This is a genomic window from Leisingera methylohalidivorans DSM 14336, assembly GCF_000511355.1.
In the GTDB taxonomy this organism is placed as follows: Bacteria; Pseudomonadota; Alphaproteobacteria; order Rhodobacterales; family Rhodobacteraceae; genus Leisingera; species Leisingera methylohalidivorans.
In genome coordinates this window covers 3,069,067-3,082,135 of sequence record NC_023135.1, presented here as the reverse complement: position 1 = coordinate 3,082,135, position 13,069 = coordinate 3,069,067, and the positions used below count along the sequence as shown (strand labels likewise).

Annotated in this window: 9 protein-coding genes; 7 read left to right on the top strand and 2 right to left on the bottom strand. The window is 62.6% G+C overall.

Annotation, left to right across the window (positions count from 1 at the left end; genetic code table 11):
- The first annotated feature begins 2 nt into the window (after positions 1–2).
- The 5 genes from METH_RS15125 (at position 3) to METH_RS15105 (ending at position 6,372) form a co-directional block, all read left to right on the top strand.
- Positions 3–3,971 (top strand): baseplate multidomain protein megatron, encoded by a 3,969-nt coding sequence (locus METH_RS15125; protein ID WP_024091350.1) that lies wholly within the window; start codon positions 3–5, stop codon positions 3,969–3,971.
- A 10-nt stretch (positions 3,972–3,981) separates the two neighbouring features.
- Positions 3,982–5,058, top strand: a complete 1,077-nt coding sequence (locus METH_RS15120) for a DUF2793 domain-containing protein (RefSeq protein ID WP_024091349.1) — start codon at positions 3,982–3,984, stop codon at positions 5,056–5,058.
- Between the two features lie 19 nt (positions 5,059–5,077).
- Entirely contained in the window at positions 5,078–5,368 is a 291-nt protein-coding gene (locus tag METH_RS15115; protein ID WP_024091348.1) for a DUF6127 family protein, read from the top strand.
- Between the two features lie 75 nt (positions 5,369–5,443).
- Positions 5,444–6,118, top strand: a complete 675-nt coding sequence (locus METH_RS15110; protein ID WP_024091347.1) for a YcbK family protein — start codon at positions 5,444–5,446, stop codon at positions 6,116–6,118.
- On the top strand, positions 6,115–6,372 hold the full coding sequence (locus tag METH_RS15105) for a hypothetical protein (RefSeq protein WP_024091346.1): 258 nt from the start codon (positions 6,115–6,117) through the stop codon (positions 6,370–6,372). The genes METH_RS15110 and METH_RS15105 overlap by 4 nt, the downstream gene beginning before the upstream one ends.
- Positions 6,373–6,566: 194 nt before the next feature.
- Here the strand turns inward: METH_RS15105 and METH_RS15095 are convergent, their stop codons facing one another.
- Both METH_RS15095 and METH_RS15090 read right to left on the bottom strand, forming a co-directional pair.
- Positions 6,567–7,232: a HEPN domain-containing protein gene (locus METH_RS15095; RefSeq protein ID WP_024091345.1), complete on the bottom strand. Its 666-nt coding sequence runs from the start codon at positions 7,230–7,232 to the stop codon at positions 6,567–6,569.
- Between the two features lie 22 nt (positions 7,233–7,254).
- Positions 7,255–8,238, bottom strand: coding sequence for a helix-turn-helix transcriptional regulator (locus METH_RS15090; protein ID WP_024091344.1), 984 nt, complete (start codon positions 8,236–8,238; stop codon positions 7,255–7,257).
- Between the two features lie 105 nt (positions 8,239–8,343).
- Here METH_RS15090 and METH_RS15085 point away from each other — a divergent pair, with 105 nt between their 5' ends.
- Both METH_RS15085 and METH_RS15080 read left to right on the top strand, forming a co-directional pair.
- On the top strand, positions 8,344–11,631 hold the full coding sequence (locus tag METH_RS15085) for a TM0106 family RecB-like putative nuclease (RefSeq protein WP_024091343.1): 3,288 nt from the start codon (positions 8,344–8,346) through the stop codon (positions 11,629–11,631).
- Entirely contained in the window at positions 11,628–13,058 is a 1,431-nt protein-coding gene (locus METH_RS15080) for a hypothetical protein (RefSeq protein ID WP_024091342.1), read from the top strand. Before METH_RS15085 ends, METH_RS15080 begins: the two co-directional genes overlap by 4 nt.
- Positions 13,059–13,069: the final 11 nt, after the last annotated feature.

The window sequence follows — 13,069 nt, the reverse complement described above, 5'->3', positions numbered from 1 at the left end:
CCATGGCCACCCTCGTACTCGGTGCCGCAGGTGCCGCCATTGGCGGCAGTATCGGCGGCGCGATCCTCGGCGTCAGTGCGGCCACAATCGGCGGCTTCATCGGTTCCACCATTGGCTCGGTCGTCGATAGCTGGATCATCTCGTCGCTGGCGCCCACCCAGCGGATCGAAGGCGCGCGGATGGACAATCTGCACATCACTTCGGCCACGGAAGGTGCGGTGATCCCGCGCCTCTATGGCCGCATGCGGATCGGCGGCAACATCATTTGGGCGACGGATTTCCGCGAGGAGACCAAGACCACCACGCAGGGTGGCGGCAAGGGCGGCGGGGGTGGCGGCAAGGTCAAGACCACCGAATATCTCTACTATGCAAGCTTCGCCGTGGCGCTCTGCGAGGGCCCCATCACCGGCATCGGTCGGATTTGGGCTGACGGCAAGCTGCTGGACACCGCCGGGATAACCTGGCGCTGGTATCCAGGTGACGAGAGCCAGACGATCGATCCGTTTATGTCCGCGAAGATGGGCGCGGCGAACACGCCCGCTTATCGCGGCACGGCCTATGTCGTTTTCGTGGAGCTGCCGCTCGGTAATTACGGCAACCGCATCCCGCAACTGAGTTTCGAGGTGTTCCGCCCGCTGGCCGATCCGGACACGGCGGAGGGTCTTACGCAAGCGGTCACCATGATCCCGGCCTCAGGTGAGTTCGCCTATGCCACGCAGGGCATCCGGAAGGGCGGAGGCGGCTCGTCCGAGCCCGAGAACCTCAACGCACTGACCGACACCGCCGACATTGTGGTGGCGCTTGACCGTCTGCAGGCTATGGCCCCAAAGGTCGAAAGCGTTTCGCTGGTCGTGGCCTGGTTCGGAGACGATCTGCGCGCTGGGAACTGCAAGGTGCGGCCCGGCGTCGAGGTCACTGCCAAGACCACCTCGCCGTCGACATGGTCCGTCAATGGCGTCAGCCGGGCGAATGCCTTTCTGGTCAGCCGCGACGATCAGGATCGTCCGGTCTATGGCGGCACGCCCGCCGACTTTGCTGTCGTTCAGGCGATCCAGGAGATAAAGGCGCGCGGTCTGCGCGTGACCTTCTATCCCTTCATCCTGATGGACGTGCCGCCGGGAAACGCCCTGCCGAACCCGTATTCGGACAACGCCGTCGACACGGGTCAGCCCGCGTTCCCCTGGCGGGGGCGGATCACTTGCTCTCCGGCGGCCGGCTACGCGGGGACCGTGGACAAGACCGCTACGGCCGCAAGCCAGGTCGCATCGCTGTTCGGCGCGGCGACGCCCGCGAGCTTCAGCATCTCCGGCCAATCGGTTTCATGGATCGGCGCGCCCGGCGACTGTGGCCTGCGCCGCATGGTGCTGCACTACGCCCATCTCTGCGCGGCGGCGGGCGGTGTCGATGCGTTCCTGATCGGGACCGAGATGCCAGGGCTGACGACGATCCGCTCGGGTGCGGCCACTTATCCGGCCGTGCAGGCCTATCGGGATCTGCTCGCCGATGTCCGCTCGATCCTCGGGTCCGGAGCAAAGATTGGTTACGCCGCTGACTGGTCGGAGTATTTCGGGCACCAGCCGGGCGATGGCAGCGGCGACGTGTTCTTCCATCTCGACCCTCTTTGGGCCGACCCGGAGATCGATTTCGTCGGGATCGACAACTACATGCCACTGTCGGACTGGCGTGACGGGTTCGAGCATCTCGACGCAGCCGAGGGCTGGCCCGCGATCTACGACCGCGCCTATCTGCAGGCGAACATTGCGGGCGGCGAAGGCTTTGACTGGTTCTACGCTAGCGCCGCCGATCGGTCGGCACAGGTGCGGACCGCGATCACGGACGGCGCGGCGGCCAAGCCGTGGGTCTTCCGCTACAAGGATCTGCGCGCTTGGTGGTCGAACCCGCACTATGACCGCCCGGGCGGGGTGGAGAGCGGCATGCCGACGGCATGGGTGCCGCAGTCAAAGCCGATCTGGTTCACCGAGCTCGGCTGTCCCGCCATTGACCGCGGTACCAACCAGCCAAACGTCTTCTTCGATCCGAAGTCGTCGGAGAGTTTCACGCCGCATTTCTCGCGGGGCTGGCGCGACGACGCGATCCAGCGGGCCTATCTCGAGGCGACCTATCTCTGGTGGGGCGAGGCCGCGAACAACCCGACCTCGATGGTCTACGGCGGCCGGATGGTGCACATCCCCGAATGCGCCGCCTGGACCTGGGATGCGCGGCCGTATCCCTTCTTTCCGGCGTTGACCGATATTTGGACGGATGGGGCGAACTGGCGGCTCGGGCACTGGCTGACCGGGCGGCTCGGCGCGGTATCTCTGGCGGCGCTGGTCCGGCGCCTCTGCCTGCGCGCGGGCCTGCCCGAGGATCGCATCGACGTCACCGGCCTCTGGGGCGCGGTCGAGGGCTACGCCATCGGCGCGCTGGAGAGCCCGCGTGCCTCGATCACAACGCTGTCGCGGCATTTCGGCTTCGATGCCGTCGAGACCGAGGGGGTGATCCGCTTCGTCATGCGCGGCCGGGCGGCTGTGGCAAGCGTCGAACCGGACGATCTGGTCGCTGCCCGCGAAGGCGATGTCCTCGAACTCACCCGCGGCCAGGAGACCGAACTGCCACAGGCCCTGAAATGGCAGGTCGCGCGCGCCGACGAGGACTACGACGCCGCCCTCGTCGAGGCGCGGCGCATCACGGTGGACACGACGCGCATCGCGTCCGAGAGCTTTCCGATGGCGGTGCCGCCCGAGGAGGCCGAACGCCGCAGCCGCCGCGCGCTGATGGAGGCGTGGGTGGGCCGCGAGACGGCGGCGTTCCGTCTGCCGCCCTCGCGGCTCGCGCTGGATCCGGCCGATGCGATCCGGCTCGCACATGACGGGCGGCTGGTCGATCTGCGGCTCGTTTCCATCGCCGACGCCGAGGCGCGCGGCATGGAGGCGGTGCGCCAGGACCGGGCGACCTACGATCTGCCGCCCGGCGATCCCCGCGCGACGTCGCTGACGCGGGCCGTGGTGTTCGGCGCACCCGAGGCGGTGCTGATGGACCTGCCGCAGATCACCGAGGACCAGCCCGCGCATCGCCCCTTCGCCGCAGCCCATGCCGTCCCTTGGCCGGGCGAGATCGCGGTGTTTCGCAGCCCCTCGACCGATGGCTTCGAGCTGCTGACGACCTTCGGCAGCCGCGCCCGGATCGGGGCGCTCGTCTCGGACCTCTATGCGGGGCCCACGTCGCGCTTCGACCTCGGCAATGCGCTGGTGGTCGATCTGCTGACCGGCACGCTTGAAAGCGTCACCGACCTGACTCTGTTCGGCGGCGCCAATGCGCTGGCCATCGAGAGCGCGCCGGGTATCGGGGAGATCGTGCAGGCGGGCTCGGCCGAGCTGCTGGCGCCCGGCCGGTATCGGCTGACCCGGCTGTTGCGGGGCCAGCGTGGCACCGAGGCCGCCATGGGCAACCCGGCGCCTGCAGGCGCGCGTGTCGTCGTGCTGGACACTGCGCTGGCATCGCTGCCGATCGCCGAGGCCGACCTGGGCATCCCGTGGAACTGGCGCATCGGCCCCGCGAGCCGTCCTGTCAGCGACGAGACCTATGTGGCGCAGGTCTTCACGCCCGAGGGCGTCGGTCTGCGGCCGTTCTCGGGCGCCCATGTCGAGCAGCCATGGCGCAGACCGCGTGCGTCCGGCGATCTCACGATCCGCTGGACGCGCCGGTCCCGCGCACTCGCGGCCGACAGCTGGGGCGGGCTCGAGGTGTCGCTGGCCGAGGAGCTCGAAGCCTACGAGGTGGAGATCCTAGACGGCGCCACCGTGAAGCGGGTGCTGAGCACCGCCACCACGAGCGCGGTCTACACGGCCGCCCAGCAGACCGCCGATTGGGGCGCGCCGCTCGCCCCCGGTGACACGCTCGACATCCGCATCTTCCAGCTCTCCGCCCTCGTGGGGCGGGGCTCGCCCAAGACCGTCACGCTCACGTTCTGAAGGCCATCCCATGTCCGACGCCACGACCCATCTCCTGCTGCCCTACATCCTGGCGGCGCAGGCCCAGAAGCATGTCACCCACAACGAGGCGCTGCGGATCCTCGACGGGCTCGTCCATCTCTCGGTCCTCGACCGCGATCTGGCAGCACCCCCAGCGAGCCCCGCCGACGGCGACCGATACATCGTCGCTTCGGGCGCGACGGGCGACTGGGCGGGCTGGGACCTGAACGTCGCGCTCTGGACCGATGGCGCTTGGCTCCGCTTGCCACCCGGCACCGGCTGGCGGGCGTGGATCGAGGATGAGGGCCTGCTGCTGGTCTACGATGGCGCGGGCTGGGTCGGCACCACGCCCAGCGAGTTGCAGAATATGGCGCTGCTCGGGCTCGGCACAACGGCGGACGCCTCGAACCCGTTCTCGGCCAAGCTGAACGCCGCGCTCTGGACGGCGAAGACCGTGGCCGAGGGCGGCACCGGCGATCTGTTCTACACCTTGAACAAGGAGGCAGCGGGCGACGATCTCGGCCTGACCCTGCAGACCAACTTCGTGACCAAGGCGCTGGTCGGGCTCTTCGGCTCCGACCGCTTCCGCCTCGCGGTCTCGGCCGACGGCAGCACCTTCTTCGACGGCCTCAACGTCGACAACGCCACCGGCATCGTCGACCAGCCCCGGCTGCCGCGGTTCAAGGCTTACACGAACTACGACAACTATGTCGGCGTTGGGACCTGGACGAAGATCGGCCTCAACAACACCGACTATAACGATCAGGGTGCCTTTGATGCCAGTACCAACCTGTTCACCGCGCCCGTGGACGGCACTTACCTTTTTGGCGCGACGCTGCTCTACAAGGTCAATTCCAGCACGTCGGCGCGGATGCGCGGGCGGCTCCTGCTGAACGGCGCGACCGAAATCCGGGGCTCCTATGGTGAGATCAGCGGCGCGCATGTCTCGGAAGCCACGGCCCTCTGGTTGCAGACGATGGTGCCGCTGACGGCGGGCGATACGGTTGAGCTCCAGGGGTATTTTCGAGCGCAGGACGGATATTTCGCGGCGGATCAAACGTCCCTTTGGGGCTGCAAGATCGGCTGAGCGGCGGAAGGATTACCCCATGACACCACCTCGATCCGATCAGGGCTTCGTCCGCATACCCGACGCCGAGTTCGAGGCCATGCTAGCACGCGCCGCAGAAGAGGGCGCGAAACGCGCATTGGCCGATGTCGGCCTCGATGGTGAAGAGGCAGCGCTCGATATCCGCGACCTGCGGTCCTTGCTCGACTGCGTGCGGCTGGTGCGCCGCACCGCGATGCAGACCGCTGTCCGCATGATCACCACCGGCGTCATGTTGGCGCTGCTGGCGGGCATCGCAATCAAGCTGAAAATCTTCGGCGGCGGTCCATAGCTGCTCGCCACCCCAAACTGTCAGTCCAATCGACCCCCCTCCGAGGCGGGTCTTTTCGTTTCTGGAGGACCCCCAATGACCACGACTTTTTACGACCACTGGCGCGAGGTGCCCGAGAGTGCCTGGCGCTGGCCGAACTTCAGCCCGGCCGAGATCGCCTGCCGGGGCACCGGTAAGCTGCTCGTAAACGAACTGGCGCTCGACAAGCTTCAGGCGCTGCGTGACCGGCTGGACAAGCCGCTGATCGTCCGCTCGGCCTATCGCAGCCCCGAGCACAACCGCGCTGTCGGCGGCGCGACCCGGTCGAAGCACATGGATGGCGCCGCCTTCGACATCGCCATGGCGAACCACGACCCCGTGACCTTCGAGGCTGCGGCGCGCGAGGTCGGGTTCCTCGGCTTCGGGTTCTACCCGCGCTCCGGTTTTATGCATGTCGATCTCGGGCCCGCGCGGCAGTGGGGCGAGCGGTTCCTAGTCCGGGCGACGGCCTTTGCGTCGGAGACGCCGCCAGCGCGCGAGGTGCTGACTGACAGCCGCACAATGAAGGGTGGAGGCGCGGCCGGAGTGGCGACGCTGGGTGCCGCGGGTGTCGAGGTGGCGCAGAGCGTCCTGGCGGAGACCCAATCCTCGATCCTGCCGCTTGTGCCGTATCTCGATACGCTCCGCTGGCTGTTCATCGCAGTCGCGCTCGGGGGCATCGCGGTCACGATCTACGCCCGCCTCGACGATTGGAAGCGGGGGCGTCGGTGATCGGCGGACTCGTCGTCACGCTCGCCGGATCGGCATGGGCGCGCACAGCGCTCCGTTCCGCCGTCACAGCCTTCGCGATCCTTCTGTTCCTGCTGGCCCTGCGCCGTTCCGGCGAGCGCGTCGGTCGCTTGGCCGAGCAGCTCGAGACCATGGAGAAAACCAATGAGGTTCAGCGGAGGATGCTGGAGGCGGCGGCTCGCCGTCCTCGTAGTCGCGACGAGTTGGTTGACCGGCTGCGCGACGGCAGGTTTTGAAGCTGGCGGCGTGGCAGCGTGTCCGCCGGTCGTCGAATACAGCAGGGAGTTTCAGGCACAGGCTGCCGAGGAACTGGCGACGCTGCCAGACGGATCGGCTGTTGTCGAGATGATGGCGGACTATGCTGTTATGAGAGACCAAGCTCGGGCGTGCATATCCAATTGAAACGTGATGAGCATAGGCCGTTTCGAACCTATTCGACGACGGGATAAAATGGCTTACCCCAGTGTTCATTTGGGTTGTCCATCATGATGTCGATGAAAACAGGCATCAGAAAGCCAAGGATTTCAGCGCCGTCCCGAACCTGCGATCGGTTCACACCGCTGTTCCAGGTTGATCCTCCGTGGACGAGCTGATTTCGCAGGACGTACAACCGGTCGAAGACGAAGCTCAGGACTCGTGCGGTGTCTCCCGCTTGGAATGATGTCGCGAATGTTCGGGCTGATGTCTTGAAGCGTTCCTCCCAATCCTCAAACCCGTCAATCCCATTGTGATATTTCCAGAAGGGATTGAAGACATACCGGTTTTCCATGAGCATCCGAACAGGACCGGAAAACCGCTGCCACAGTGCCTTGTAGATGCGTTGGTCTTGATCAAGGGCGACCAGTCGATCGAAGTATTCCATGAAAGCAGCGCGTTCTCCCGGCGCTACCGCCTGAAACTCCTGCTCGTCGGCGTAGGCCGCGTTGAATGCGATCCAAAGGAAAATGAAACGCGCATCGTAGTCCTCGCCGCAGGCTTCTGCACGGCCGACCCAACTGATGGCGCGGTGAGCGCGCAGTCCCATGGTTTCGGGGAAGCCTTCGCGAACGGCGCGTTGTTTTGCTTTTAGAGCTGTATGGTCAAGGCCGTTTGTCATAGTAAATTCCTGTTCAATATTTTCATGGTAAAGCGTCGAAATCCGACCTCTGGTGGCCCGCAATCAATTCGCGCAATCCTGCTGGCGCCAATACGTCTACCTTGTCGCCCCATTGATAGAGGTGCCAAGCCATTTCCAACCAACCCGCTGCCTTGAACCTGACGATCAGGCTGCCATCGTCCTGAGGCTCGACAACTTGGGTGGGATGAAAACGGAATTCGGCGGCGCGCTCCGCGGCTTCAGGTGTGAAGCGCCACACGACTTCGCCGTATTGTTCGGGGTCTTGATAGACACCAAACGCCTGAGCGGCATAGGCCTCTAGAGAGAAACCCGAGGCCAGCTGAAAGCTCTCGTTCAGAACCTCCGCTTCATGAATCCGATCCATGCGGAAGTTCAGGATGTCTTCTCCACGCGCGGGTTGGCGTGCCACAAGATAGGTGCGGTGCCCCAGCAACATGCCATGCGGTTCGATCACACGCGGCGCAGCGCCCTGAGCGCCATAGCAGACGCGCAGCCTGAAGGGACCGCGGAGCGCTTCGATGACAGCATCCGTCACGGCAGGCTTCAGTGTGACGGTAGGGCCTGGGCGCGTGACTTGTCCCAATCCAGCCAGCACTGCCTCTGCATCGGCTTCCGACCGCAGCGCGTCCCTTGGATTCAATCGCGCCAGCAACCCGTCGCGGAGATCCTCCAGAGCGCGTGAGTGCCGTATTCGCCCTTCATCGCGCGCGGTGCGTGCCGCGATTTCCAGCGCCTCGATCGCCGTTTCCTGCCGGGGCTGCAGTCGGTCTGGCAAGGGTGCGTCCATCCGCCAGTATCGCCGTCGTTCGGCGTCGTCTACGGTCGAAACGTTCACGAAAGTTGCTTCGAGAGCCTCGGTCATCCGTTGAGCAGTGCGATGCGAAACATCGAACTCAGCGCAGATGTCCTCAAGGCTGACGCCTCCTCGGCGGGAAGCCGCCATCTGGGCAAGGCGAAGCAAGTCCTGCGCTTTTGCAAAAGACATTTGAACTCCATGCCAGAAATTGACACCCTTGCAAGATATTGATGAGCTTGCGGTCTGTCGAGGTGATTCCCTCGGAGGTTGATTTTTAAAGGTATTGGAGCAGCCATGAGGGATTTCGACGGTCGCATATTCTTGTCCGCTACGGATCTCATGCGCTTCACAGGCTGCGCACATGCGACCACCCTTGATCTGGCACATATGCGCGGAACGGGCCCGGAGCCGGGCGACGACAGCGAGGACGCAGCGCTTTTGCAAAAGCAGGGCGATGCGCATGAGGCGGCGCATCTTGCACATCTCAAGGAGGCCGGGCGCACGGTCATGGAAATCGAGCGCGGCAAACTTGGCGAAAACGCCGAAGCAACGCGCGCGGCGCTCGCTGAGGGTCCGGATGTGGTGTTTCAGGGCGCGTTTCTGTCGGGGAGCTGGGGCGGCTGGTCTGACTTCCTGGAGCGTGTCGAGACCCCCTCGGCGCTTGGATCGTTCAGCTATGAAGTGGCCGACACCAAGCTGAAACGTCGGGCTGATCCCAAACATGTGCTTCAGCTGGTTCTGTATTCCGATCTGTTGGCGGAAATTCAGGGGGTGGTGCCCGAGTTCGCGCATGTCGAATTGGGAGACGGCACCCGAGCGACGCTGCGCCTGGCAGACTACTCTTCCTATGCACGGATGGCGCGACAACGGTTGGAAGCCTTCGTCTCCGATCCGCAGCCAACACGCCCGGTGCCATGTGCGGATTGCGGTCTGTGCCGCTGGGTCGAACATTGCAACAGCGTCTGGCACGCCGAAGACAGCTTGTTCAATGTCGCCAACATCAGTCGTGGCCAGGTGAAAAAGCTAGAAGCAGCGGGTGTTCACACATTGGAGGCTCTCTCGACGCTGGATCACCCGGTGCGCGGAATGGCCGAAAACACCCTGGCCCGATTGGTCACTCAGGCCCGCCTGCAACAGGCCCGCAAAACCGGCGAGCCAGATTTCGAACTGCGGGCACTGGAGCCTGGCAAAGGTTTCGACCTCCTGCCGGAACCTCAGACGGGCGACCTGTTCTACGACATCGAAGGCGATCCTCACTATGAAGGCGGCCTCGAATATCTGCACGGCATCTGGTTCGACGGGCAGTTCCAGGCGTTCTGGGCCCATGACCACGACGCAGAAGCGCGGGCATTGTCGGACTTGCTGGCGTTCTTTCGCGCGCGGATTTCGCAATACCCCACTGCGCGCATTTATCACTACGCGCCATACGAGATCACCGCGCTGAAACGCCTGACCACGAAATATGGTATCGGTGAAGCTTTCCACGACCGGCTGCTCCGGGAACGGCGCTTCGTCGACTTGTTCGCCGTGGTCCGCGGCGGGCTGATCGGGTCGGAACCAAACTATTCCATCAAATCGATGGAGGCTTTTTACGACCGCAAGCGCGACGGTGAGGTCAAGACGGCGGGTGGCTCGGTCGTGGCATATGAGCGCTGGCGCGAAACGCAGGACCAGCAGATTCTGGACGAGATCGAGGATTACAACCGCGTCGACTGTATCTCGACCGAGGAATTGCGCGACTGGCTGGTTGGCATCCGGCCTGTCGGCCCTTGGCCGACACTTGCCCCGGATGCAGGTGATAAAGAGGTCGAAGAGGGCGCCGATACGCAATCATTGCGGAACATGCTGGCAGGGTCCGGCTTGCCCGAGGCGCGGCAGGATATGCTGTTTAACCTGGGCGTCTTTCACAGCCGCGAGGTTAAGCCCGCGCAATGGGCCGTATTCGATAGTGCTGCGAAGGACGAAGATGATCTGCTCGACGATCTCGATGCGCTTGGCGGGCTTGAGGCTTTGGGTCCTGTCGAACCCGTCAAAAGATCCTTCGCGCGCCGATACACCTACCCAGAACAGGAAACGAAACTGCGGAGCGGCAAGAAGGCGACGGTTCCAGTGTTCGACAGTCCCCCGACAACGGTCGGGATCGAGTCTATGGATCGCCGCGCTCGTCAGATCACCGTCAAAGCAGGTCCCGGCAAGGCCGATCTTCTGGCGGATCAACTGACGCTGCATCCGGACTGGCCGATCCAGACAGGTGTCATTGCCGGTGCTTTGCGTGACGTGATCGCCGATCAGTGCGGTGCGCGCCGGTACACGGCGGTGGATGACTTGCTGTCGCGTTCAGCGCCACACCTCCGCTCCGGCCCAAGGGATGATCTTCTGGGCGAGGCTGACCCCGTCGCGGGTACCATTGCCGTGGTGAATGACATGGATGGATCCGTCCTGCCGATCCAGGGACCACCCGGTACCGGCAAGACCTATGTGAGTGCACGCGCGATCCTGTCTTTGGTGCGCAAGGGCCATCGCGTCGGCGTCGCATCCAACAGCCACGAGGCTATCCGGAATGTGCTGATGGGCTGTCTTTCAGCGTTGGAAGACGAAGACCTGCCGATCAATCTCGAACTCGTGCACAAGGTTTCTGGTAGCGAGGATGGTTATCCCGAAGATTGCGATGTTCATCGCACGGCCGACAACGCAGAGGCCGCCAATGGCGGGCATGTCGTGGGCGGCACTGCGTGGTTCTTCTCGCGCGACGAAAATGTGCAGGCTTTTGATTGGCTGTTCGTGGACGAGGCCGGCCAGGTTGGACTTGCGAACATGGCTGCCATGGGTCGTGCCGCGCGAAACATCGTACTTGTGGGCGACCCGCGGCAGTTGCCGCAGGTCATCCAGGGGGCACATCCCGAGCCTGCGAACCTGTCGTGCCTGGATTGGATGCTCGGTGAGCATGCGACGGTTCCAGCCGAGCGGGGAATTTTCCTTCCCACATCCCGGCGTATGCATCCTGAAGTCTGTCGGTTCATCTCGGAGCAGGTCTATGAAGGCCGACTGACCAGCCATCCTGATACGTCTAGCCAGCGCGTGACAGGCACGGCGCTTCCCGAAGCCGGAGCTTTCTGGGTGCCGGTTCCGCATGAGGGCAATGCACAGATCGCACAGGAAGAAGTCGCCGCCATTGGCAAAACCGTCACTGACCTCCTTGACAGCAGCTGGACGGAGAAAGACGGCAGCACGCGGCCGATGCGCGAGACGGACATCATCGTTGTCGCCCCTTACAACGCACAGGTAAGCGCGCTCCGTGATGCCCTTCCATCGGGTGTCCGTGTCGGAACCGTGGACAAGTTTCAGGGGCAAGAGGCTCCGGTCTGTCTGGTTTCCATGACCGCATCTTCCGCCGAAGAAACCTCGCGCGGGATGGAGTTTCTGTTTTCCCTGAACCGCATCAATGTCGCGGTCTCCCGCGCCAAGGGACTCGCATTGGTATTTGGAGCCCCGCGATTGCGTGAGGCGAAGTGTAATACTGTTGAGCAAATGCAGCTGGTGAATACGCTGTGTGCTTTGGCTCTTGTACAAAGTGCTAAATGATGAAGGGTCTTTTTTCTAAATTTAGGCGAAAACTGGCTGGCTCCTCGGATGCGTCCGCGCATCCAGATTTGAAGCCACTGTCCAATTCTGATTTCCCCGATGCTGATTACTTGCCGGAAGCCACACAGGCTAAGGTCAGCTCGGTGCCTGACGAACCCGCGGCCGCTCCCCCGGATGTAATCGAGAGCAGTCTTCATCCGGACCTGCTTGTTTTCGAGCGTGAGTTTTTCGCGACGGATATTCCTGCCAATCCACGCGGCGAAGACCCAATGCGAGTGAATACTCCTGCTTCCGGGCAAAATCCTTCAACAACTGAGACATTCACAAAACTTGAAGTGGAGAATGAAGTTTCGGGTAAAGAGGAGTCCGATCCGGATCCCGGCTTGGCTCCACCAAGTCCCCTTCCGTCGAGCTTGAGTAGCGAAGTCGAGCTTGTGGAGGCGGATGACAAATATGATGAACTCATTGATGAAGACGATGAGTTCGCTGAACCGGCCGACGAGCTCTGGGAGGTTGCGCTTCCATACAAGTTCGGTGAGGAAATTGAAGGCGACAGCACCCATGACGCTTCGTTTGACGTTACTGATTTCAGAGCGTTTCCGGAGTTTGGTTCACGAGAGGTCGAGAAGGAAACCGAGAACGCCCAGTGGGAAGACCTTTTGGATCTGGATCTATTTGAGGAAGATCCAGATCTATCTTCTCAGATTGTTGAAGAAGAGACTATCACCGATAGTCACCTATTGGATGAATACGCCGCAAGGCTGGTCAGCCAGATGCGGATCATAAAGCTTGCCGAGCGTGCCCTGCTTCAAGGTCGCTGGAAAGCAGTCTTGGAGGAGTTCCCGTTCTCGTCAAGTTTCAGGGCGCTTTCGAGGCTGGTGCAAGCTGGCATCAGTCTCGGAGAGCTGGAAGATGCATGCGAACTGAAATGTCTTTGGCGGGAATCTCCTTGGCTTTGGTCTCACCGTAAGTTCAACAGAATGCAGCGTGCTTGGGAGATTGATGAACGATCGAGCTATCGCAGCGCTCTTTCTTGGAAACTTGCATTGGCATTGGTCCATCGTGTTGGCCGTGCAGAGGCCGAGCGAAAGATTTTCGATGATTGGCGAAACGAATGGCTTCAAATGCAGCCAGAGCAATTGAGCGACGGTGTTCGCATGGACGCACGGTTCTGGAGCTATCCTGCTTTCCTTAATCTCGATGCCGAATGCATTGAACTGGTTGATACTGAAACTTGGTATTATGAGGAGCCTATCGATATTCAACCGTCGAGTTCCTTCCGCCTCGAGGATAGCGAGGGCCAGATTTGGCGTTTCGAACCGAAAAATGGACGCTGGGACACTGGCTTTCTGTCATTGCTACCACACGCCAAACGGGTAGCAGCAAAAGAGGAAGCCGAGGCAAAAGAGGCAGGCAAGAATGCATAGATTGTTATTTC